The organism is Candidatus Leptofilum sp. (assembly GCF_965223525.1).
GTDB lineage: Bacteria > Chloroflexota > Anaerolineae > Promineifilales > Promineifilaceae > Leptofilum.
Genome location: NZ_OZ245005.1, coordinates 301,419 through 322,952, shown reverse-complemented (window position 1 = coordinate 322,952; position 21,534 = coordinate 301,419). Strand labels below are relative to the sequence as shown.

20 protein-coding genes are annotated in these 21,534 nt (G+C 51.9%); 13 read left to right on the top strand and 7 right to left on the bottom strand.

Features of this window, described 5'->3' with window-relative positions; all coding sequences use genetic code 11:
- Nucleotides 1-118: 118 nt before the first annotated feature.
- Nucleotides 119-496, bottom strand: coding sequence for a response regulator (locus tag ACOQPM_RS18515; protein ID WP_420631743.1), 378 nt, complete (start codon nucleotides 494-496; stop codon nucleotides 119-121).
- 80 nt (nucleotides 497-576) lie between these two features.
- Entirely contained in the window at nucleotides 577-2,166 is a 1,590-nt protein-coding gene (locus ACOQPM_RS18510; protein WP_420631742.1) for a gamma-glutamyltransferase, read from the bottom strand.
- Nucleotides 2,167-2,429: 263 nt separating this feature from the next.
- Between ACOQPM_RS18510 and ACOQPM_RS18505 the strand changes: the two genes are divergently transcribed.
- Nucleotides 2,430-3,680 (top strand): M20/M25/M40 family metallo-hydrolase, encoded by a 1,251-nt coding sequence (locus tag ACOQPM_RS18505; RefSeq protein WP_420631741.1) that lies wholly within the window; start codon nucleotides 2,430-2,432, stop codon nucleotides 3,678-3,680.
- On the top strand, nucleotides 3,670-4,593 hold the full coding sequence (locus tag ACOQPM_RS18500; protein WP_420631740.1) for an alpha/beta hydrolase: 924 nt from the start codon (nucleotides 3,670-3,672) through the stop codon (nucleotides 4,591-4,593). The genes ACOQPM_RS18505 and ACOQPM_RS18500 overlap by 11 nt, the downstream gene beginning before the upstream one ends.
- 168 nt (nucleotides 4,594-4,761) lie before the next feature.
- On the opposite strand, the gene ACOQPM_RS18495 is transcribed toward ACOQPM_RS18500, so the two are convergent.
- A complete protein-coding gene (locus ACOQPM_RS18495) occupies nucleotides 4,762-5,706 on the bottom strand; it encodes an IS110 family transposase (protein ID WP_420627234.1) in 945 nt (314 codons plus the stop codon).
- A gap of 323 nt (nucleotides 5,707-6,029) precedes the next feature.
- Here ACOQPM_RS18495 and ACOQPM_RS18490 point away from each other — a divergent pair, with 323 nt between their 5' ends.
- The 6 genes from ACOQPM_RS18490 to ACOQPM_RS18465 all read left to right on the top strand — a co-directional run bounded on the left by ACOQPM_RS18490 (nucleotide 6,030) and on the right by ACOQPM_RS18465 (nucleotide 10,117).
- A complete protein-coding gene (locus ACOQPM_RS18490) occupies nucleotides 6,030-6,731 on the top strand; it encodes a hypothetical protein (protein WP_420631739.1) in 702 nt (233 codons plus the stop codon).
- A gap of 20 nt (nucleotides 6,732-6,751) precedes the next feature.
- Entirely contained in the window at nucleotides 6,752-7,345 is a 594-nt protein-coding gene (locus ACOQPM_RS18485; protein WP_420631738.1) for a shikimate kinase, read from the top strand.
- A 2-nt stretch (nucleotides 7,346-7,347) separates the two neighbouring features.
- The gene (locus ACOQPM_RS18480) at nucleotides 7,348-7,953 is read left to right on the top strand and encodes a YdcF family protein (RefSeq protein ID WP_420631737.1); all 606 of its coding nucleotides are present in this window, start codon (nucleotides 7,348-7,350) and stop codon (nucleotides 7,951-7,953) included.
- A gap of 69 nt (nucleotides 7,954-8,022) precedes the next feature.
- Nucleotides 8,023-9,180 carry a M20 family metallopeptidase gene (locus tag ACOQPM_RS18475; RefSeq protein ID WP_420631736.1) on the top strand — a complete coding sequence of 386 codons (1,158 nt, stop codon included), beginning with the start codon at nucleotides 8,023-8,025 and terminating at the stop codon, nucleotides 9,178-9,180.
- A 21-nt stretch (nucleotides 9,181-9,201) separates the two neighbouring features.
- A complete protein-coding gene (locus ACOQPM_RS18470; protein ID WP_420631735.1) occupies nucleotides 9,202-9,621 on the top strand; it encodes a hypothetical protein in 420 nt (139 codons plus the stop codon).
- Nucleotides 9,614-10,117: a hypothetical protein gene (locus tag ACOQPM_RS18465; RefSeq protein ID WP_420631734.1), complete on the top strand. Its 504-nt coding sequence runs from the start codon at nucleotides 9,614-9,616 to the stop codon at nucleotides 10,115-10,117. Before ACOQPM_RS18470 ends, ACOQPM_RS18465 begins: the two co-directional genes overlap by 8 nt.
- 86 nt (nucleotides 10,118-10,203) lie before the next feature.
- Here the strand turns inward: ACOQPM_RS18465 and ACOQPM_RS18460 are convergent, their stop codons facing one another.
- Nucleotides 10,204-12,579 carry a heavy metal translocating P-type ATPase gene (locus ACOQPM_RS18460; RefSeq protein WP_420631733.1) on the bottom strand — a complete coding sequence of 792 codons (2,376 nt, stop codon included), beginning with the start codon at nucleotides 12,577-12,579 and terminating at the stop codon, nucleotides 10,204-10,206.
- Nucleotides 12,580-13,019: 440 nt separating this feature from the next.
- On the opposite strand from ACOQPM_RS18460, the gene ACOQPM_RS18455 reads away from it, so the two are divergent.
- The 5 genes from ACOQPM_RS18455 (at nucleotide 13,020) to ACOQPM_RS18435 (ending at nucleotide 17,929) form a co-directional block, all read left to right on the top strand.
- The gene (locus tag ACOQPM_RS18455; protein WP_420631732.1) at nucleotides 13,020-14,393 is read left to right on the top strand and encodes an AfsR/SARP family transcriptional regulator; all 1,374 of its coding nucleotides are present in this window, start codon (nucleotides 13,020-13,022) and stop codon (nucleotides 14,391-14,393) included.
- Nucleotides 14,394-14,533: 140 nt separating this feature from the next.
- The gene (locus ACOQPM_RS18450) at nucleotides 14,534-15,217 is read left to right on the top strand and encodes a hypothetical protein (RefSeq protein ID WP_420631731.1); all 684 of its coding nucleotides are present in this window, start codon (nucleotides 14,534-14,536) and stop codon (nucleotides 15,215-15,217) included.
- Nucleotides 15,218-15,314: 97 nt separating this feature from the next.
- Nucleotides 15,315-16,307 carry a hypothetical protein gene (locus ACOQPM_RS18445; RefSeq protein ID WP_420631730.1) on the top strand — a complete coding sequence of 331 codons (993 nt, stop codon included), beginning with the start codon at nucleotides 15,315-15,317 and terminating at the stop codon, nucleotides 16,305-16,307.
- A 14-nt stretch (nucleotides 16,308-16,321) separates the two neighbouring features.
- Entirely contained in the window at nucleotides 16,322-16,633 is a 312-nt protein-coding gene (locus tag ACOQPM_RS18440) for a DUF1360 domain-containing protein (protein WP_420631729.1), read from the top strand.
- A 342-nt stretch (nucleotides 16,634-16,975) separates the two neighbouring features.
- Complete coding sequence (locus ACOQPM_RS18435; protein WP_420631728.1) at nucleotides 16,976-17,929, top strand: hypothetical protein; 954 nt, start codon at nucleotides 16,976-16,978, stop codon at nucleotides 17,927-17,929.
- A gap of 62 nt (nucleotides 17,930-17,991) precedes the next feature.
- Here the strand turns inward: ACOQPM_RS18435 and ACOQPM_RS18430 are convergent, their stop codons facing one another.
- The 3 genes from ACOQPM_RS18430 to ACOQPM_RS18420 all read right to left on the bottom strand — a co-directional run bounded on the left by ACOQPM_RS18430 (nucleotide 17,992) and on the right by ACOQPM_RS18420 (nucleotide 21,359).
- Entirely contained in the window at nucleotides 17,992-18,630 is a 639-nt protein-coding gene (locus ACOQPM_RS18430) for a sulfotransferase (RefSeq protein ID WP_420631727.1), read from the bottom strand.
- Nucleotides 18,631-18,753: 123 nt separating this feature from the next.
- Nucleotides 18,754-19,953, bottom strand: a complete 1,200-nt coding sequence (locus ACOQPM_RS18425) for an McrC family protein (protein ID WP_420631726.1) — start codon at nucleotides 19,951-19,953, stop codon at nucleotides 18,754-18,756.
- 50 nt (nucleotides 19,954-20,003) lie between these two features.
- On the bottom strand, nucleotides 20,004-21,359 hold the full coding sequence (locus ACOQPM_RS18420) for a DHHA2 domain-containing protein (RefSeq protein ID WP_420631725.1): 1,356 nt from the start codon (nucleotides 21,357-21,359) through the stop codon (nucleotides 20,004-20,006).
- Between the last annotated feature and the right edge of the window lie 175 nt (nucleotides 21,360-21,534).

Below are 21,534 nucleotides of genomic sequence, written 5' to 3'. Positions count from 1 at the left end.
ACAATTGTCATTCTGATTGCAGGGAGAAATTTCTCTTCTTCGTAAAGAGGACGCTGATTGCCCTGATCTTCCTGATAAAAATGAAGGGCAATCAGGAAAATCTGCGTAATCTGTTGGTTTAGCCAGGCGATTTTTGGACGGTGGCTAAACGGCTTGTTAGGTCGCGCAGTTGTAAATAGCTAATGGGCTTAAGAAGTACCAAATCCACTTCTTCTCGTAGCTCTTCACCCCGGTGGGAATCGGCCGTGACAATGATGATCTTTGTTTGATTAAATTGCGGGTCTCGGTGGAGGTGCTGAAATAGTTTATCGCCGCGCAGGTGGGGCAGATGAATGTCCAGCAGGATCAAGTCGGGCACTGTCTCATTGAGGTAGGTTTGGGCTAAGAGCCCATCAGCCAAGGTGGTTACTTCATACCCAGCAGCTGCAATTGCTTGGGCAAAAATCACGGCCAAGTCGGTAACGTCTTCAACGATTAGTGCTTGTGGTACCTTCATTTGGAACCCCTCGATGTGTGGTTGATAAGCAAGGCAACTTATTAGACGCAAAGCGTTCATTTGTGTCACAAATTGCCATTTTAGGCAACGGCCGTTGCGCCACCTCGTCTGCTGTCACCAGCGGCCACCAAACGGCCGTTTGTCTTGCGAGAAACTGAGTGTGCCCCACCAAAATAGATACTGCGTACTGGCCACCGATTGACCGGATACCCCATTCCCTCTAGCTCATCCACCGCCTCTGGCTGATAGCCCAGCTCACACTGAAGCGCACCATCCTCCACATGCACCCGTGCCGTGTTCACGGCATCGTCCAGCGACATTCGGTAATCTAGCAAATTACTGAGTACCTGCATAATAGCACTACGAATGCGTATACTGCCACCGCTGCCCAACACCAGCCGCGTCTGCCCATCTTTTAGCACTACAACGGGGGTCATCATAGTGGGCAGTCGCTGCCCAACAGGGCGGGTGTGGAAGCCGTTGGGGTGCAAATCTGCCTCGCCCATCATGTTGTTGGGGATGTAGCCGGTGCTTGGCACCACATACCCGGCAGATTCGCCTGCCGTAGTGGTAAGGCTCACGGCTAGCCCGTCGCCATCTACCACGCTGAGGTGGCTGGTGTTGTTCGGTGCGGGCGGTTCCGGGGCAAACGGCGAGGCACTTTTGCTGATGAGGGCGTCTTGTACTTCTTCTACATACCCCTTCACAAAGCGGTCATCCAGAAAACGGCCGATTGCTTCTTCCACCGGCAGGGCGTCGCTGGCATCTTCCCACAGGTTTCGGGCGCGGTTGGTTGCCACCATAACTTCGTATAGCAGTTGCAGATGGCTGGCGGAGCCGTGCGGCCGTTTTTGCATATCAAAATGGGTCAGTAGCTTGAGCGTAAAGGCGGTAAGTACCCCCCCAGTGGAGCTGGGCGGCGGCAGCAAAATTTCGTATTCGCGGTAGGGCAAGCGAATGGAAGGGAGCTTCTGGACACGATAATTGGCCAGATCTGTTAGCGTGAGTAGCCCACCGTTTTGAGCTTGGTCAGCAGCCAGCGCCTGCGCCAATGCGCCCGTTTGGGCAAAGGCGGCTCCTTCGCGGGCGAGGGTTTGCAAAGTGTCGTACAGGTTGGGTACGTACAATCTTTCGTTAGCGCGGATCATACGGCCGTTTGCCGAAAATATAGCACGCATCCCGGCGGTGTAAGTGTACAGGGGTTGCAGCAAAGCGCAGGTTTCTGCTTGGAAAGGGGCGATGGACAGGCCATCTTTGGCTAGCTTGAGGGCAGGTTGGAGGAGAGTTTCTAGCGGGAGACGGCCGTAATCTGCCGCCATTTGGCACAGCCCGGCAATGTTGCCCGGCACTGCTACCGACGCCCGCCCCAGGTGGAAATTTTGCGTTGTCGCCCCAAAATCAATGGTCACTTCATGAAAGTCTAGTGGATTGGGGGATGTCCCTTCTAAACCAGGAGTATTGCTGAAAAAGTCGTAGACAAGCGAACGGCCGCTTTGCGGGTCGTACAGGTGGGCAATGCCGCTACCGCCCAGATGCACTACCCCAATTTCAGCTATGAATGACGCAAAGGCGGCGGCGACGGCAGCATCCACCGCGTTACCTCCCGCTTGCAAAATCTGTTGTCCGGCAGCGGCCGTTCCTGCATCTCCAGCAGCAATCACTCCACGCATAAATTTCACTCCAAAGTTGGTGGCTAGTTGCTGGTGGCTAATACTCATAACTAGCCACTAATCACCAGCAACTAAAACTATCAGCCGCTAAGTTTACCCGAATTTTGGACTGCTTGCCCATTGGTATAACCAATTCGCCTAAAACGGGGGATCGTGATAGAAAGACCAAACAAATTTTTGCTACAGAACGTACTGAACAATATGCTTGCTAAAATCTTTAAATTCTCTGTGTGCTCTGTGGCAATTTCATTAAGGAAGGTCGCATGAATCGCATTACGTTGCCCGCCACGTTGCAGGCACATTTTGAAGCAAACTTACCCAATTATTTAGACACACTCCACCAAATGGTAGACATCAATAGCTTTACCGCCAACGCCACTGGCGTGAATGCGCTGGGACGGATGACGGCCGAACTGTTTGCCCAGCTTGGTTTTGAAGCAGAATTTATCCAATCCGCCATTTTACATTACGGCAAGCATTTAGTTCTCACGCGGAACGGCCGTACCAACAAAAAAATCGGCCTCGTCTCCCACCACGACACCGTTTTTCCTGCTCATGAAGAAGAGCGCAACAACTTCCATTGGCGCCAAGAAGGCGACCGCATCTACGGCCCAGGCACGGTAGACATCAAAGGCGGCACGGTGCTCATCTATATGATGCTAGAGGCATTGCAGCAGCATGCTCCAGAGCAGTTTGACGCCATCAATTGGGTCATCCTCATTGACGCCTCTGAAGAGGCCGAGGCAGAAGATTTCGGCCGTTTGTGTACCGAGCGGCTGACTGGTCCCAACACATTAGGTTGCCTTATTTTTGAAGGCGGCAGCAAGGTAGACGATACCTTCCAAATTGTGGTGGCGCGCAAGGGTATGGCCATCTTCCAGGTAAAAACAGAAGGTCGGGCTTCCCACGCAGGCAGCTTTCATCCCAACGGTGCCAACGCCGTGGTGCAGATGGCCCATACCATTCTCAAGCTGGCCGACATAACCAACTACGAGCAGCAGGTGACGGTGAACGTGGGCACCATGCGTGGCGGCGTCGTCACCAACCGCGTGCCGCACGAGGCAGAATCCTGGTTGGAAATGCGAACCTTTAAGCCAACTGTTTTTGGCGAGACGGTAGATAAGATTTTGGCTCTAAACGGGCAATCTGATGTGCATAGCCCATTGGATGGCTACGCCTGTTCGGTTGCGGTGAACCTGTACCGTAAGACGCCGCCGTGGGCGCGGAATGAGGCAACGGATCGCCTGTTTAACGTTTGGAAAGAGGCGGGCGAGTCGCTGGGCTTCACCATTTTGCCTGAGGAGCGGGGCGGGTTGAGCGATGGCAACCATTTTTGGCAGCAAGTGCCTTGCATTGATGGGCTTGGGCCTTCTGGCGGCAATGCCCACTGCTCCGAACGGAGCGAAGATGGCAGTAAAGATCAGGAATATGTGAAGGTCAGTTCATTTGTACCGAAAGCAACGTTGAATACGATGGCGGTACTCAATTTGATTGGAGCGTTTGATGAGTCGTAGCAAAAGGCGAGGGCGTATGGGCATTGTTGGTTGGATAGTTCTTGGTGTGTTGGTAGTGGGGGTGGGAACGGCCGTTTGGTATGGTAATCGGCTCATTGGGCAAAGTGCAGACAGGCTGCTCTATCCACGACGCAGTCAACCCAGCCAAACCCCAGCCGATTTTGATCTCGCCGCCGAGACAGTGCGATTCACAACGGCCGATGGCATCACCATAGCCGCCTGGTTTGTGCCGCCCCCAGAAGATGGCAACGGAGCAGTGTTCATCTACGCGCATGGCTTTGGCGGCAACCGGGGTGCGCTGCTAGCGCAGGCTGCTGCCATGCACCAGGCAGGCTACGGTTCATTGCTGGTTGATTTGCGGAATCACGGCGAGAGTGGCGACGCCATCTCCACCTGGGGGCAGGCTGAATCTAGAGACCTGGTTGCTGCCTTTGAATATTTGCAGACCCGCCCAGAGGTAGACTCGACCCGTATTGGCTTGGTGGGCAAATCTATGGGCGGAGCGGCGGCAGCTTTGGCGGCATCCCAACTGCCAGAGTTAGCTGTGCTAGTGCTGGAAAGCACCTACGCCAGTCTGGAAGAAAATATGCCCAACATTATGCCAAGCATTGCTCGCGCCCCCGGCTTTTTAGCCGCTACCGTATTCAGCCGGATTGATTCAGCCACGGATGAGCCGCTCACCGAGATTCGGACGGTTGCGATTGTGGAAAATCTAAATATGCCACTTCTGCTTCTGCACGGCGAGCAGGATCGCATTGTGCCAGTGGCACAGGGGCGCGCTATTTTTGCTGCTGCTAATGAACCCAAGCAGCTGCACACCATTCCCGGTGCGGGGCATCTAAATATTTTCACAATTGATCCAGATACGTTTACAGAACAAATGCGGGCATTTTTGGCAGAACATCTTCCGTAAAATCAAACTTGAGTAGTGTTTTGCATTGAATTTGCCCGAATTTTCACAAAACAGATCAATATGAACTTGTCATTCCCGTGAAAATGGGAATCCAAAGTGTGACGCAAGTGGATTCCCGCCTGCGCGGGAGCAACTGTGATAAAAGTCAAGAGCAAAAAGCGCATTTCGTTAAGCTGATATCCAAGCAGAGCCATCACGGACGATGGCATTCAAAATGGTTAACAATTTACGCATACAGGCCGTGAGAGCGACTTTGGGGAGTTTTCCTTTCGCAATCAAACGGTCATAAAAGGCTTTGAGAACCGGGTTATAACGAATGCCTGAAAGAGCAGCCATGTACAAAACAGAACGAACATCTGAACGTCCGCCAAAAATATGGCGTCGTCCGCGAGAACAGCCGCTGTCCCGATTGAAGGGAGCCAGGCCAACTAAGGCGGCGATTTTTTGTCGAGACAATGTACCCAATTCGGGCAATTCAGCCAGCAACGTAAAGGAGGTGACCTGGCCCACGCCGGGCACGCTTTCTAAACTGGTTCGTTTTTCGCGCCATTGGGCATTTTTGTTGATCCAATCATTGAGGTCTTCCTCAATTTCAGCTAATTCAGTAGCTAACCAATCCAGGTGCTTCTCCAAACGAGGCCGCAATTCTGGATTGACCGTGGTGTGCCGATTCTTCTCGGCTGTTTGCATATCGATCAGTTGGCGACGACGCGTGACCAATGCTTTGATGAGCTGCTGGTCTTGCGTCTTCAAAGTACGTACCTCTGGACGGACCGCCTGGGCAAAGCTGGCAATCATCTGGGCATCGATCTTGTCTGTCTTAGCTACTTGCCCTTTGGCACGAGCAAAGTTACGCACTCGTGTCGGGTTGACGACGACAATGGGCAGAGAGGCAGCGGCCAGTTCTGTAACCATAACTTGCTCGAATCCACCGCTGGCCTCAACCACTATCAAGGTGACAGCCGTTTTCGTTGACATTATTTCCACCAGGGTGGCGATACCGGTTGCGTCATTATCGTGTCGCAACACTTCTTCGATTCCCCACTGGGCTAAATCCAGGTGGTTTTTGGAAACGTCAATGCCAAAAAAGGTTTCTTCGGTTTGCTTTGCCATCAGGTACTCCTTTGTGACCCGCACTAGCAATGATACGGACTGCAATGTCCCAACAACTGTTCGGGTTCTCGCTGAATCTCTTGGCTCGGTGACCTGCGCTCCTGCGCGGCTGGTTGCCAATGACATCGGCCTACCAAGCTGGAGCAATCCTAACAAATGGTCGCTTTTTTGGCTGCTTGTTTTATCTTTTTCACGATGGGCCACATCTCCCGCACGGTTTCTTGCACCTAATGACAGTCGGCCTTTCGTCTTTGCTTTATCATACTAATGACAGACGGTGCCGACGCATTAATTTCAGGCGAGAAAGCAGGTAGAAGGAATGAATGATGTCCTACAATAGATTGGGAACTTTAGCAGCCGGCGTGTTGACCCTGGGGTGGTTGGTGGCGGTCGGCATTAACCTTTTTGTTTGGTTTCCACAAATTCAGGCGCTGCCGCCTGGCTTTTGGGATAGTAGCGAGCTTTTCTTGGCGTTTGTTCGCCAAAATGCGATCTCTTGGCGTGCTTTTCATGTGGGGACGACGGTGGGGTTGTGTACGGCCGTTTTCCTCGTAAGTCATTTAGCAGAATTGGGCGCGGGCGACAAATGCGCTCGCGGATTTACAACTATCGGCATTGTCGGGGTCGTTTTTGGCTTGGTTGCCAGCCTGGTTGACCAGCTAGGCACCCCCGTGGTGGCTCGCTTTGCACAAGGCAACCCCCTGTTTGTGGCCCAAATTTGGGAGTACATGGAACCAATTCGAGATGGCGGGCTGAAAACGATTAGCTTTGCGTTTATGGGCTTGTGGCTCATTTGGCTGGCTGGCAAGCTCCGTTCCCATTCCCTTCGGTTTGGGCAGTTTACAAACGTGGTTGGCGTGGCGTTGACACTTCTCGCTTTGATTGAGGCATTAATCCCGCCACCGCTGGCATACACGGTTGGTGAAACTGGCATCGGTGGATTTGCGATCCTACTCATTCCCATCTGGGGGCTGTGGTTGGCGCGTTGGTTTTGGCAGCGAGAGTTGGTTGAAGTTGGTAGCTAAGGTTTCAACAAAAGGAAAGAATGGACTCAACGATTATTCTTATTGGCCCGATTAGCGCGGGCAAAAGCAGTGTGGCTACCTTATTGGTTGAGGCACTTGGCTGTCCTCGAATTTCAGTGGATGACGTGCGCTGGGGTTATTATGAAGAGATTGGATATGACAACGCACTGGCTGGGGAGATTAGACAATCCCAGGGGATAACAGGGTTGCTCGAATATTGGAAACCGTTTGAAGCACACACGGTGGTCAGGATATTGGCTGACCATGATGCAGGCGTGATTGATTTTGGTGCTGGTCACTCTGTGTACAATGATGAGGATTTGTTTAAGCGCGTTCAAATGGCATTAGCACCCTATCCTTTTGTCATTTTATTGTTGCCATCTCCAGACAAAAATGAGTCGGTGGCAATTTTGAACGGCCGATTTGTTGAGATGTTAGCTTCAGAGGGGGTGGAAGCCAACAATGAGCTATTGCAACTCAATGAGCAGTTTGTCAGGCATCCATCCAATTATCTTTTGGCTAAGCATACAGTTTACACCAAAGATAAGACGCCGGATGAGACGTGTGCTGAGATTAAGCAATGGCTGACCTCGCAAGGCTACACAGGATTATAGAAATGAGGTTTTTGCAAACGGCCGTTCGCTTTTTGGCGCGGGTTTTTACAGGAATCGTTGCCCTCATTATTTTGTTTGGTTGGTATGCGGCGATGACCGTGTTTTTGTTTTCGCTGCGAGATGAAACGCGCTCGGCGGATGCGGCCATTGTGCTAGGGGCGGCTGTGGTGCGAGATCGGCCGTCGGCCGTTTTTCGGGAGCGGATCAACCACGCCATTCAGCTTTACCAGGACGGCACCGTGGAAAAGCTCATCTTTACAGGTGGCGTTGGCAATCGTGACGAACTGGCCGAAGGGGAGGTGGGACGCAACTATGCCATTGCGCGTGGTGTAAAGCCTGCCGATATTTTGGTTGAAACAGCCTCAACCTCCACCTTTGAAAATTTACAAAATGCCCAACTGGTTGCCCAGCAAAACGGCCTGGAAACGTTTCTCATTGTCAGTACCCCTAACCACATGCGCCGAGCGCTGGCCGTTGCTGATAGCCTAAACATGGAAGCGTACAGTTCGCCCACACGCTCCATTCGCTGGATTAACAACGCCACCCGAACTTTTTCCTACGTACGGGAAGTGGTTGCGTTTTCTGTCTATTTTTTGAAATTAGGGTAGTGTCTGGTTGTTAGTTGTTGGTGGCTTGTTCCTCTTACCAACCACTAGCATCCATTAAAGGATAAACAAATGAGTCTCGATTGGGACACCCTTTTACAAGATTGTGTTGAGTTTACCCAGCGTTTGATTCAGACGCCGAGTATGCCGTTTGAGGAGGCACAGCTTGCGGAGCTAGTGGCGGCCGAGTTGCAGCGGCTCAACTTTGATCAGGTGTGGATTGATGAAATTGGGAATGTCAACGGCCGTATCCGAGGCACCGACCCATCCTTAGGCGCACTGGTGCTAAACACGCACCTCGATCACGTTGATCCCGGTGAGCCAAGCCTGTGGTCAGTGCCACCCTACGGCGGCACAATTGTGGACGAGCGCATTGTGGGGCGTGGCGCCTGCGACATCAAGGGGCCGCTGGCGGTGCAGGTGTACAGCATGGCCGCCCTGCTGCGAATGGGCATCCGCCCCCGCCGGGATGTGGTTTTTAGTGGTGTGGTACAGGAGGAGATTGGCGGTGCTGGGGCAAAGCATTGGGTAGAAAATCTGGATTATGACGTGGATTTGGTGGTTTTGGGCGAGCCGTCGGATAACAAGATCGCCCTGGGTCATCGGGGGATAGCGCAGATGTGGGTGCAGTTTAACGGCCGTTCCGTCCATGCCAGCGTGCCAGAAAAAGGTGTCAATCCCAACTATGCTCTCGCTAAATTTTTACAGGATTTGCAGGTTGCAAAAAGTGAGCTGTCGGCGCATGAATTGCTGGGGCCAACCACCGTTTCACCCACCATCGTCGAGGTGGACACCAAAAGTACCAATGTGACGCCCGCCTGGACGCGCGTCTGCTTGGACTTCCGCACCGCCAGTGAAAGCCCCCAGAGCTTGCAAGCGTTTGTGCTAAAAGTGGCTGGTGACCAGCCCGTCGTGTTGGAAGATGGTTTTTGCACCACACCCACCCCTTTCCCCGATGCCGACGAGACGATTTACGGTTTCTACACCTCGCCCACCGACGAAAAAGTGCAGCGGGCGCAGGCACTCATCGGTGCGGGCATGGGGCGTGAGGCGGCGTTGAGCAGCTACCAGTTTGCTACGGACGGCCGTCACTTTGTCCCCCACGGCCTCAGCATGATCGGCTACGCCGCCAGCGAAGAAAGCCAGGCGCATGTGGTGGATGAGTACATTTCAATCCCTAAAATGGCCGAAAGTTTGCGTGGGCATGTTGAGTTGATAAAAAACTACTAACTGGCTTTGCAGGTGGGCAATATGAATGGCTCTTCAGCTTCATTGTCAAGTGTTTTTTTATTAGGTTTTCTTGGAATAGCTAGCATTTTTTTGATGGCTTTAGTTGATGTTGAGATCGGGTATTGGGGTTTTGTTTTCATATTTGCGTTTTATGTAATTACTGGCGGTAGGAGTGTGTTGGCAGAGTATGAAGTAAAGTCATGGATCGCTTTTGCAATCTCTGCTCTCAACGCTTTGTTTGTGCTACAGTTCTGGATTTTTTGTGGCCTCATAAGCGGTTGGATGCTTTTATCCATTGAAGAATTGCAGGACAATTTTTTGATTCTTTGCTTTCCATATTTGATATTAGTTTTCTTTTCTTATCGTTTAGTGATTGGCTCAAACAGAATCTTCTTTGCCCGCTGGTTTGGCAATCATAGAAAGAAAGGTTTGAATGTATAAGAGTCAAAAGTATCTCTTTTGGCTCGTTGTTTTGGGCTGTTTGATTATTTTGCTAATTGACTGTCAAAACAATTCGGAAATTGTCCTTTCGGATGTGGCCTGCCAGCCAGAGGATGTAACTGCCGATCCGCCGTTTGTTGTTGGTGATGTGCGTACGGCCGTTCCCCCCGAAACCTTCCTCGCTGACCAGATTGAAAATTATTACGGCGTTGCGCTGATCGAGAACCAGCTTACCAACACCTCCGCGTTTTGTGACCTGTTCGAGATGGCGGATGAAGAAGCCGCCATTGAGATGCTGGCTCGCACCTGCATAGCACCGCAAATGGAGGAAGCAGAGCCACCGGTCGTCGGGCAAGAGGTGTGTGCTTTGCAAAACACGGGCTTTCGCATGGTGAATTTCCGTCAAGGGCGGGTGGTGGTTTCGATTTTGGCAGATAGCGGCGGCTTTTGGGTAGATAAGTGGGCAGAGGCGGTGAACGGCCGTTTGCAAAAATAACAGATAGCGATGTGATTGTGCCCAGTCTCTACAAATTGTGAATTGTGAACGGCGAATTGTTAGTTACGGTCGTTCACAATTCACAATTACTTCTGTTTGTACCCCAACATGCGCAGACCGTTCAGTGAAACGAGCACTGTTCCGCCTTCGTGACCCACTACAGCGGCGGGAAGGGCTAGCCCGGAGAAGAAGATAGTTCCCAGCATGAGCACAATCATGAAGATGGCGAATCCCAGATTTTGCAGCAGCGTTTGCCGCGTTTTGCGGCTGAGGCCGATGGTGTAAGGAATATTGTTCAAGTCGTCGGCCATCAGCACAATATCGGCCGTTTCTAGAGCCACGTCGGTACCGGCGGCGCCCATGGCAATGCCGATGTCGGCGGTGGCTAGGGCGGGGGCATCGTTGACGCCGTCGCCCACCATGGCCACGGGGCCGTACTGCTGACGCACTTCTTTAACGGCCGTTACCTTATCCTCAGGCAATAAATCGGCAAAGCAAGCATCCACACCCACCTGATCAGCAATCTGTTTAGCCACGGCGTCATTGTCCCCGGTGAGCATGACCACGTGCTCGACCCCGTTGGCATGAAGGGCACGCACCACGTCTGGCGCATCCGGGCGGATCACGTCGGCAAAGGCCAGGATACCCAGGAGAACGGCCGTTCCGGCCCTTTCATCCACCTCGGCCACCAGCACGCTCGTTTTGCCCATTTGTTGCAGATGTTCTAGCTGTGCCTCGGCGTTTTTTAGCCCGACTGGATTGAATTTGGTGAAGAAACGGCCGTTGCCAATCCAAATGTGCCGCCCAGAGACAGTTGCCCACACGCCTTGCCCGGTGGTGGCTGCAAAATCGGTCGCTTCAGGCCAGCTTAGTTGCCGCTGCTGGGCGGCTTTCACCGTGGCCTGCGCCAGCGGATGTTCTGATTTGGCTTCGACAGCAGCGGCTAAAGCCAACAAATCAGCCTCGATGGTTTGCCCATCCAGCGACAAAATGTCGGTGACTTCCGGTTCCCCTTTGGTGAGCGTGCCGGTTTTGTCGAAGGCGACCACTTTGATGGTGGCGGCGTTTTCTACGTGAATGCCACCCTTAAACAAAATGCCGCGCCGCGCCCCGTTGCCAATGGCCGAAAGCACCGTAGCGGGGGTGCTGATGACGATGGCGCAAGGCGAGGCGGCCACCATCACCGTCATGGCACGGTAAAAGGCTTCGCTAAACGCCTCTTGCCAAAAAAGCATGGGCACAATGGCGACGAGTGCGGTCAGCACAATGACGCCAATGGCGTAATATTGCTCGGCGGTGTCAATAAAGCGCTGCGTTTCGGCCTTTTCGCTGTGGGCTTCTTCCACCATCTGGATCAATTTGGCCAGGGTAGAATCCTTTGCTAGCTTGGTGACGCGAATCTCCAGGCTGCCGTTTTTGTTAATCGTTCCGGCAAACACCGTATCGCCAATTTCTTTGCTGACGGGCATGGATTCTCCGGTGATGGAGGATTGGTCAATGGCGGAACGGCCGTCTACAATCACACCGTCCAGCGGAATTCGTTCACCCGGTTTCACCAGGATGCGGTCGCTCACCACCACTTTTTCGATGGGCAGCAGGTAACTGTTGTCACCGCGCCGCACCAGGGCCTGCGCCGGGCGCAGCTCCATGAGTGCTTTGATGGCGTTGCGAGTGCGATCCAGGGCAAAATCTTGCAAAACGTTGGAGAGGGAGAAGAGGAAGAGCAGCATGGCGCCTTCAAACGGCTCACCGACGATGGCTGCGCCGATGGCGGCTAAAATCATGAGCAAGTCTACGTCAATGGTGCGGTTGCGGAGCGACTCCAAACCGCCCTGCAAGCCAAAGGTGCCGCCCGCGATGTAGGCAATCACAAACAGCACGGTGGCAACAACGGCCGCTTCCTGCCGTTCGGCAATGAGGCCACCAATCATGGTGATGAAGGTGATGGCTGTGAAGATGGCTTCGATACGGCCGTCTGCCAACCACTTCCAGGCGCGGCGCAGGGGTGAAGTGGGGGTTGTGGGTGTGGGTACGGCCGTTTGCAGCGCTGCCGCCGAGGGAGCCACTGAGACGCCCATTTTTTGCACATGCAGTGAAATTTCATCAGGGGAGATGATTTGGTCATCGTAGGTGACGGAAAGTGCGCCGCCCATGAAGCTGGCGGTAGCGCGGCGCACGCCAGGGAGCTGCCCTAGCTGCCGCTCTAGCCCCACCGCGCAGGATTCGCAGGCGCGGCCGCCATGTTTGCCCAGCCGCATGGTGCAGGTGTGCCAGCGTTCCTGCAAAATGGGGCTTACCTGCTCGGCTACTTTTTCTACCGCTGGTTCAGACAGTTTTTGCGGATCGTACTCTATTTGAAGACGGCCGTCTTGCGGGTGCAAGCTAACCTGCACAATGCCGTCTTGTTCGCTAATCGCCTCGTTGATAAGTTCAGCACAATTTTCATTTTGTTCTTGTGACATCAGAAAGTTCCTATTGTTTGTTCGATTATTTGGCAGTGATATTTGGTTTCATTTGATATGACAATCTTCCAGTATTAACTAACGCCAATTATAATATGAACGGGAGTTATAATCAAACTTAACTTAGTTGCAATATAAAATTAACCAAGGTTAAGTATTCGATCCTGCCTGACCCAGAGCTGAAATAAATAGTGGCCGATTGCCACGATGGAAAACAAGATAATTGGTTCGTTTATTTCTGTGAGGGAGGGCGAAAAAACTATCTTTTCCCCCTTGTTTTATGCTATGATGAATAGTGTAATTTTGATTGGTATACGCGAGCCACTACACTGATCTCCCCAACAGAATTTAGCTTGTAAATTGTGAAGATTTCTACATTTTGTGCCATATTTTGAAACTCACAATAGTGAGTTGGCATCCGTGCAGTTGGGTAAGATGCGATGAGTCCTGCAAAGAGGGTAGCAGTAGACAGACCTGAAGAGCAGCGTCATTCATTGTATGCTTTGCTGGTAAATAAACAGTATGAACAACTGGCGGTTCAGTTGGAGATAGCTCGGCAGCAGGCAGTTGCCGCCAACGATTTGAGTCAAGTTGCGCTGTTGCTGGCGGCGATTCAAGTTTGTGCAAGCTGTAGGCATCTGCAACAAGAAGTGGCTTTTCATGAGCGAGCCCATCATCAATCTAAAGCCCGTCAGGCAAATCTGAATTTAGAGCTAAAGAACCTGATTTCTGTTTTGTGGACGCCGCTGGAGACGGCCGTTTCTCCCCCCAACACTATTCCCACAATCTTACCCGATCCCCATCCTGAACCCGTCTCTGCTTCTACTTTTTCAGACAGCGCAGCACCCACGATTTGGCAGCGCGTTAGCACATTTTTCCGTGGAGAAAAACCGGACGTGGTGGAGACGGCCGTTTGCCCTCCTGAAGAGCCAGTAATCGCCCCCCTAACTCAGCCAGAAGCTCAGAGCACAACTGACCCGCCTCAACAAAAACCACGAGATGGCTCTGACCAAAACAGTGGGCAGATTCAGCAGCAAACGTCTGCACAAAAAATAAGTGAGCCAAATTTAATTATCTACTGCTTGGGAGCTTTTCGCGTTTATTACAATGCCAACATAATCGATCACTGGCGTGGCCTGAAAGGCCAGCTAATATTCAAATATCTAGTTACCCGACGCGGAAAATCGGTGCCCAAAGATGTTTTAATGGAGCTAATGTGGCCGGAAATTGAGCGGGATGCAGCCCGCCGAAATCTTCATCAGGCCATTTATACTTTACGTAAAACACTTAAAATAGATGACTCAAATATCCGCGCCATACGATTTGAGAACGCTTGTTATAGTTTCGACCCGGATGTTGCCGTGTGGCTAGATTACGAGGAATTCCAGCGGTATGTCCGTACTGGGCGGCAGTTAGAGCGCAACAACGCCACGCGGCAAGCTATGGCCGAATACGGCATTGCGGAGGGACTTTACCAGGGCGAATTCTTACCCGAAGATATTTATGAAGATTGGACGCAACCAATGCGAGAACAGCTTCGACGCGATTACCTTGATATTGCCGATCGATTGAGTGAGCATTATTTCCAACAAAATGAATATGCTGCGGCTATTGCCATATGTCGGAAGATACTTGCCCAAGATAACTGCTATGAAGGTGCTCACCGTTTGCTCATGCGCTGCTATTTAGCCCAAAATCAACGTCATTCAGCTATCCGCCAATATCATAACTGCCATGAAATATTGCAGGCCGAACTTGATATTTCTCCTTCTGAAGAGACAAACGCTCTTTTCCATGAGCTAACAATCCAATAAAAAGCCCCATCTTTACCAAAATCAATTTAATTGAGCGACAAAATTGAGCCTGAACTGAGTCAAAATTGAGCGGGGCTTAGTAGAGTACGGCCGCTTTTACTTATCAAGTTTGTTTCGTTAGTTTGTAAGGAGAAAATATCATGACAGAGGATAAGGATAAAGAATTTAGTAGAGGTCAGAAAGTGACTGATGCCCAAAAGCTGAAAGCACGGGTAGAGGCCGAGCTGACGGCCATGGTTGAGCAGGCAGCTACTGAACTGGCTGAAGCACCCGATCCAAGTGCTTGGGAAGTCTTTGCTGTTGGCCCCTATCAAGACCCAGGGTTGGAACCGGGCCGGATCATTGAGTTAAATGATACTGCCTACATTGCCACCGTTGTTTGGCTCAATCCATTTATGGATACCAATTTAAGCGGATTGGCGGGTCAGATTCAACTCAGTTACTTTACCGCCAACAAGCAAACGATGGAGCCAGTTCCAGACATGAACTATCACTGTTGCTTTGAGCCCGGTTCTCCGGCACTGGTCTGGCCTGGTGTTGGCTCATTCTATGTGCATGTTTGGGAATTTGTGCCCTCCGAAGCTGCTTGTATTTTAGAAACCAATATTTGTGCCCGTGTTTGCAACTGTGATGGCGAAGCTGTTCCCGGCTATGCTGCCTTTGTAAGATGGGTGCCAATGCTAGACTTCGATGCCTTCTTCCCGTCAGAACCGGCCTTTACGTTTGACCACCCAATTCGCTATCTGGTGTACAACAATGAGGATGACACCAACTGTGAATGCACAGAAGCGTGTGAAGAGGGTGAGTTACCGCCTATTCCATAGTTAGCTTCATCTTGATTCAATAACCAATCGGATGAGACTTCATTTGTTGGCAGCCGCCCATCAGGTGGCTGCCAACTAAATTATTGGGGAGAGACGCATGAGTAACATGTCGCAGAAAAAGTGGATAAATATCCGAACAGCATTGGCGGAGGCCGCACGTGGTTGGTTGTACGATCCCAATGTGATGCTTATAGATTATGGGCTGCGCGAAAGAGATGGCCAGTTAGTAGAAAATGAAGAATGTATTCGTGTTCATGTCATAAAAAAGTTTGCCCCTGGCTCCTCGCTCCAAATAGCAGAGGCGGCTGGGCAAACGCGTGGCGAAATACCACCCGCGATTGCGGGAATTCCCGTTGATGTTCCTAAAGGGAAATATGCCTTTCATCCTGGCTGGTGGGGTGGTTGGTGGTCTCGTTCGCGGCGGAAAAAGGCGAATTTACGGGCGCGGCGTCATGCGCCCATGCCGGGCGGGATTAGTATTGCCAATGCCCGCTTGCGGGGCTTTGGCACGCTAGGTGGTCAGGTGACTGACCGTGAAAGTGGCGAGCCAATGATCCTGAGCAATTGGCATGTGTTGGCTGGTCGCTGGTATGCCAGGGAAGGGTGGCCTGTTTATCAGCCCGGTCGCGGGGATGGTGGCAGGGCTGCGGACACGGTAGCTACCTTATCCCGACATGGGATGGATGTTAATCTGGATGCGGCCGTTGCTAAACTCACGGGAAGTCGTCAACTGATCAATGAGCAGCTTGGGCTGGGGGCGGTAACGGGTGCTGGTTGGGCACAGTTGGGCATGGAAGTGGCCAAATCAGGCAGAAAAACCGGCGTCACCTATGGCTTGGTGACAGGTATCGAAGGAACGATCAAACTATCATACAGCGGCGTGAAAAGGCTCATTCGCCAGGTGATAACGATTGTACCCAGACCCGGTGAGGATGATGTAAGCGCGGGCGGCGATTCCGGCTCTTTTTGGCTGCATGAAGAGACAATGCGCGCCGTTGGCTTGCATTTTGCCGGCAGCAATCGCCCAGATCGGGCACTGGCAATAGATATGCGACCGATATTAGATGCCTTGAACTTAAACTTGCCCTGAATAAAGGTGTTGCGATGCAATTTTTTAGGCTGCTAGTAGGAACCTTGTCCGTTTGGCGCATTACGCACTTACTTCACGCAGAAGATGGCCCTGGAGAAGTGGTGGTTAAGTTGCATCACGGAGCTGGTGAGGGGTTTTGGGGACAGGTTCTTGACTGCTTTTACTGTTTAAGTATATGGATTGCGGCTCCCTTTGCCATTTACCTGGGGCAAAAACTGGATGAACGACTCTTGCTTTGGCCTGCTTTGTCTGCGGGGGCTATCTTGCTAGAGCGTGCTACTGCCAATGGGTATGATGACGAGCCAGCTTTTTTTATTGAGGAATGAGAGGACAAAATGTGTTGCGGTAAGAAGAGAAAAAGAAAGAAAATACGCCAAGCCAGTCAGGTTCGGCGAGCTTCTAAACCTGGTGGCAAGGCAACCGTCGCTTTGCCAGCCCATAAAAAAGGGAGTGCCACGGTCTATTTTCAATATTTGGGCAGTAAAAGATTGACGGTCATGGGGCCAAAGACGCGAAAACCGTACCGCTTTGACGGTTTAGGGGCGACTGTGGCTGTAGACCCCAAAGACAAGCACGCTTTGAGGCGTGTAAAACTGTTGCGACAGGTCAGAAATGTCACCTAGGGCAAGATGCCCGTTTCGTCATCTATGACACGAGGAGAGTCAAAAATGAAAGGAGAAAATAAAAATACGGCCGTAAAGCCCAACACCCGGCACGATGATTTATCGGTTATTGAAGGGCTGGGAAAACAAAGTGAAAAAGGTCTAAATGAAGCCGGAATTTACCGCTTTGCAGACTTAGCCAGGTTCAAAGCCCCTACCGATCTGCACAATTTTTTGTTAGAGAAGGGGGTGGCATCAATTCCGCTGGAGAGAATTGAGAATGAGAAAGGCGAGAAAGGAAATTGGGTACATCAGGCCAGACAGCTTGTGCAGCAGGTGGAGGATAAGCCAAGGCAGCCTAAGGCGGAAACAGCCGTGCCCAACCCAACCAAGGAAGAATGGCAAGAACACGCCCACTTCGATCTTGTTTTTGAATTCAAACTAGACAAAGATGGTCAAAAAATCTGGCGCACCTATATTGTTCATGAACAGGGTTACAATGATGATCCGCTTGATTACCGAGGTATTGAGGATACGGCCGTCTGGGTAAATTGGATTCTATACCAGGCCAACCTGCCTGGTATAGCCCAACGGTTGCCAACCATAGCTCAAGAGCATTCCCCGCCCAAAGCCGAAACGCCTCCAGCAAAAGCTCTCAAAGAAATCAAGCTGAATATTATTGAGGCTGATGTTGACCTGGCGGAGCCTGACCCGAAACAAAATGACAAGCAACTGATAGCCAAGGTTCGTTTTCAGCTAACAGGAACCGAGTGTGAAGAGGATGAAAGCCTTCCGCTTAAATTTGAAATTCGGGCGGTAGATTTGGCCAGCGAAGAGGCAATAACCATTGCCTCAACCACAGAGCAGATAAAGCCGCAACTTTTTACTGGGACTGGCGAACACCAATTTGCAATGCCAAGTGTGGGGCATTATGAGCTGCGAAGCCAGGTTACGCTGACAGTGGCAGACAAAAATGTGACGGCCGAGCACAAGGGACCCAGGTTTAAAGTAAATCCGTGAAGGGAATCTTCCAGAGTGGGTTGTGGAGAAGAACGGCCGTCTCGCCAGACGGCCGTTTTTCGTTAGCTAGAGGCTGGTTTTTCTTTTTGTAGCCGATTTTTGCGGTTGCGGTATAAGTTAGGGTCTACTACTTCGCTCATGGCCTGAATGTTCATGTTGCCGCCCAAAAATTCGTTGATTTGGGCCACTTGGGGGGCAGGGTTTGCCAGCATGTCGCTGTAATGAATGTAGATGACGGAAACGTTGGGTCGTGCAGCCATCCAATCCATCACGCTGTTGAGATGCTTTTCAAACAGGGCTGAGATTTCTTCATCGGTTGCTTGTTCTGGGTCTTCGCCACGGTTGATGAGCATTTTCTTTTGTGAGGCTAAAATTTCTGACATGTTGCGCCGCATGAAGATGACTTTGTATTCGTACTCATCTGGCATGTACCGGAGAAGCTGCGAAATGACTTTTACTGATTTGCCCTGGGCATCTTCCATCCAGGCGGTGTCGCCTTTGTCCATCTGCTTAACGCGCTCAAATTCGTAATACCCTTTGGGGTTGTCATCATCGGCGGTGCGAATTTTGTCGGTAACTGGGGGAATGCCGCCAGCTTCCAACATTTTCATCATCATAGAGGTGCCAGAGCGGGGCAGTCCGCTAACCACAGTGACGACGGGTTTGCTGCTACCAAATAATTTTTTGAAGATACCTTTCATGCAATATTCCTTCTCAGTTTTTGTTTAGACACAGAGCAATCGTAACACAGGTGGGTGGGATGGAAAATGGGAAGGTTGTGAGACGACCGTTCCCTTTATACCTTCTGCCACTTAAGGCCAAGCTTAAAGATGTAGGCGAGCCTGAAGTTGCTGCAAAAAGCGCCGACCAGCTACGTCAAGCGGTTCATCCAGACTGAAAGAAAGCGTGTGCAGCTGCAAATCTCCCACGCTGACGTGGAGCGGTTGGGGCAGTGGCTGCGGATAAATGAGCAGCGCGTGGTGGCACCCTTTGGCTTTGGCGTAGGTGATCACCTGGCTGATGTCTGCCTGGCTGGGTTTGTCTGGCGTTTTGTATTTGGTGTCCAGTACGGCCAGCGGACGGCCGTTTTTATCATACAGCATCAGGTCAATTTGAAAGCGCAGTTCGTCGTTGGGGCCAATAGTCGTGTTTTCTTGGGCTTTGATGTGGTAGGGTCGAGGTAGATTGGCTTGCAGCCAGTTGGCAATGCTGCGCTCATATAGCTGTGCCATGTTGAGCAGAAAAGGCATGAGCAAATGTTCCCCTGTGGCTAAATGCGGGCCGGTATGTTCCAAAAAGAAGCGGCAGAGGGCATGCAGAGTGGCGTAATCCTGGTTGAGACGGCCGTAGCTGCGGTTTTGGCAGTCGCTGGGCAGGAACGGCCGTACCGTGACCAACGGTTGCAGCAGATGGTACGCTTGGCGAACGGCCGTTTGTGCCGCCGGGCTGCATTGACCGCTGCGAGCAATCTGGTGCAGGGTGTAGGCCACAATTTGGTTGTCGGGGATGTCGGCGGTGTGGGCATCGTAGCGGCAGGTGAGCTGTGCGGTAGGGTGGGTGGCGGACGTTTGTGGTGGCAGCAGCTTGCCGCGGACGTAGGGCAAGGGATCGGTTTTTTGCAAATACGCTTTCTGGAAGCCTTGCCGCCCGCGCCGAATAACACGCTGGGCCAAAATGTGGGCGAGCAGGCTAAAAAATTCGGAAATGGTAGAAACGGCCGTTACCCCATCACTCAGTTCTGCCAGGCGCAAGTCGTAAGCTGCATCCCACAGGTGAAAAATACGGGCCATAGGCACTTTAGGCACAATGCGTAGCGTAAGTTGGTGCGGAATCTGAATTTGCCCCACCCAGCCCTGGGCCGTCAGTTGCCATTCGCCATCTGTTTTGGGAGAAGGAAAGGCGACGAGCAGTTTCTTACCAGCTTGATCCAACATACGCCACAGTTGCGTACCAACCCAGGCGGGCAGCGCGTGCTCCGGTAAAGAAAGCGTTTGGTACTCAGTGAGGTGGATCGTTTTGGACATTGTCCCCGTATTGCTCATGAGAAGATGGTATCAAACATTTGGAAGGGGAGCTATCCTTCCAGCGCACCCAGAATTGTTGGCAATAGCTGCATCTTGCGGGAGACTACCCCGTTTGCATTCAGCGTGCCATCTTCACGCCGAGGGTATGGCAACCCTTCCAGGGCTGGAATGTCATCGGTGATGAGTAGGCGACTGCCTCGTCGTACCACGTCTGTCACCATGAGCATGGCAAAGTCCAGGCTGTTGCTGTCTCGCTGATTCATAAGAGCATTGCTCAGCGCATCTGTATATTCAGAGAGCTGGCTTCGGTTTGTTACCTCAACCTGCGAAATGCCAAACTTGAGGCCAGCCGCCTCGTATTGTTTGAAGTCGGCATTCACAACTTCTTCCGGTGTGCGCGAGGCCAGCCCTGCACCAGCTTGCAGCACCTGTTCACCAAACGATTGCACCGTCTCGTCAGCGAGTGGTGAATTGCCTACTTTTGCCCAGCGCAGCAGCCGCTCAGTTGCCTCACGATCCCGATCGGTGGTGGTGGGAGAGTTGAGAATGAGCGTGTCGGAGATGATACCTGCCAGCAGCAGCCCGGCCAGTGCCGGGGGCGCACTTAGGCCAGCCTCATTGATCCGCTCGCTGACCAACGTGCAGGTACTGCCCACCACATCAATGGTAAAGCGGATGGGCGTGCGGGTAGGGGCGTTGTCCAGTCGGTGGTGGTCTAGCACTTCAATGAGATCGGCTTCGTCTAGCGCGCCAAGCGCCTGACCATATTCATTGTGATCAACAAGAATGAGCCGATAGCGTGGGGGATTTAGCGCATCCCGTTGGCGGCAAATGCCCTGGTAATGGCCACCTTCATCTACCACCCAGAACTCGCTGCGCTCTTCATGCAAAATGCGAGGCAATACGTCTCTAATGCGCGTGTTGGCGACAAATCTGGGAACGTTAGTATCGCACGCTTCGGAACACGGCCGTTCCATAATTTCGGCAATACGCATCTCTTCCCGCCGGGGGTGCGCCCCTACAGACTCCTTCAAAAAGCGGAACAGGCTGAGAACCGTCACCAAGCCGTAAGGCGTGCCATCCTCATTTACCACCGGGGCGATGCCGCCTGTGCGGTTGGCAATGGCCCACACATCCCGCAAGGGGCGGTCTGGGGTGGTGGTGTTGAAGCGATGCGCTACGTTTTCAAAACGAGGAGAAGCATCGGGCAACAGGATGGGTGGCTCTAGATTGAGCCGCTCTAGCACCCAAGCGGTTTGTGGGTTTAGGTGGCCTGCGCGGGCTGGAATGATCTCTTCGCCAGCTTGGTTTTGCAGCAGCCAGGCGTAGCCCATCGCGGCTGCAATTGAATCTGTATCTGGGTTTATGTGGCCAATAACGTACGTACCGCTGGTTTTTTTCGCCATGTTTGTTCTCTCTTCTAGGATGGAATTTATTTTTGGAAATGTGGGTTGTTTGCTGTGAAGGTGGCTGGTTGTTTGTCAGCCAGCGGGATTATAGGCAGATTTCCTGTCAAATTCCCTTTCGTATTTCGCTCTGTAAAAGCGAGAAAGTTGAGGTTTGTCACTATTGTTTCGCCGC

What these genes read in the sequence shown, in the direction of transcription:
- ACOQPM_RS18515 (WP_420631743.1), bottom strand. Translation starts at nt 496, where the DNA reads ATGAAGGTACCACAAGCACTAATCGTTGAAGACGTTACCGACTTGGCC.
- ACOQPM_RS18510 (WP_420631742.1), bottom strand. Translation starts at nt 2,166, where the DNA reads ATGCGTGGAGTGATTGCTGCTGGAGATGCAGGAACGGCCGCTGCCGGA.
- ACOQPM_RS18505 (WP_420631741.1), top strand. Translation starts at nt 2,430, where the DNA reads ATGAATCGCATTACGTTGCCCGCCACGTTGCAGGCACATTTTGAAGCA.
- ACOQPM_RS18500 (WP_420631740.1), top strand. Translation starts at nt 3,670, where the DNA reads ATGAGTCGTAGCAAAAGGCGAGGGCGTATGGGCATTGTTGGTTGGATA.
- ACOQPM_RS18495 (WP_420627234.1), bottom strand. Translation starts at nt 5,706, where the DNA reads ATGGCAAAGCAAACCGAAGAAACCTTTTTTGGCATTGACGTTTCCAAA.
- ACOQPM_RS18490 (WP_420631739.1), top strand. Translation starts at nt 6,030, where the DNA reads ATGATGTCCTACAATAGATTGGGAACTTTAGCAGCCGGCGTGTTGACC.
- ACOQPM_RS18485 (WP_420631738.1), top strand. Translation starts at nt 6,752, where the DNA reads ATGGACTCAACGATTATTCTTATTGGCCCGATTAGCGCGGGCAAAAGC.
- ACOQPM_RS18480 (WP_420631737.1), top strand. Translation starts at nt 7,348, where the DNA reads ATGAGGTTTTTGCAAACGGCCGTTCGCTTTTTGGCGCGGGTTTTTACA.
- ACOQPM_RS18475 (WP_420631736.1), top strand. Translation starts at nt 8,023, where the DNA reads ATGAGTCTCGATTGGGACACCCTTTTACAAGATTGTGTTGAGTTTACC.
- ACOQPM_RS18470 (WP_420631735.1), top strand. Translation starts at nt 9,202, where the DNA reads ATGAATGGCTCTTCAGCTTCATTGTCAAGTGTTTTTTTATTAGGTTTT.
- ACOQPM_RS18465 (WP_420631734.1), top strand. Translation starts at nt 9,614, where the DNA reads ATGTATAAGAGTCAAAAGTATCTCTTTTGGCTCGTTGTTTTGGGCTGT.
- ACOQPM_RS18460 (WP_420631733.1), bottom strand. Translation starts at nt 12,579, where the DNA reads ATGTCACAAGAACAAAATGAAAATTGTGCTGAACTTATCAACGAGGCG.
- ACOQPM_RS18455 (WP_420631732.1), top strand. Translation starts at nt 13,020, where the DNA reads ATGAGTCCTGCAAAGAGGGTAGCAGTAGACAGACCTGAAGAGCAGCGT.
- ACOQPM_RS18450 (WP_420631731.1), top strand. Translation starts at nt 14,534, where the DNA reads ATGACAGAGGATAAGGATAAAGAATTTAGTAGAGGTCAGAAAGTGACT.
- ACOQPM_RS18445 (WP_420631730.1), top strand. Translation starts at nt 15,315, where the DNA reads ATGAGTAACATGTCGCAGAAAAAGTGGATAAATATCCGAACAGCATTG.
- ACOQPM_RS18440 (WP_420631729.1), top strand. Translation starts at nt 16,322, where the DNA reads ATGCAATTTTTTAGGCTGCTAGTAGGAACCTTGTCCGTTTGGCGCATT.
- ACOQPM_RS18435 (WP_420631728.1), top strand. Translation starts at nt 16,976, where the DNA reads ATGAAAGGAGAAAATAAAAATACGGCCGTAAAGCCCAACACCCGGCAC.
- ACOQPM_RS18430 (WP_420631727.1), bottom strand. Translation starts at nt 18,630, where the DNA reads ATGAAAGGTATCTTCAAAAAATTATTTGGTAGCAGCAAACCCGTCGTC.
- ACOQPM_RS18425 (WP_420631726.1), bottom strand. Translation starts at nt 19,953, where the DNA reads ATGTCCAAAACGATCCACCTCACTGAGTACCAAACGCTTTCTTTACCG.
- ACOQPM_RS18420 (WP_420631725.1), bottom strand. Translation starts at nt 21,359, where the DNA reads ATGGCGAAAAAAACCAGCGGTACGTACGTTATTGGCCACATAAACCCA.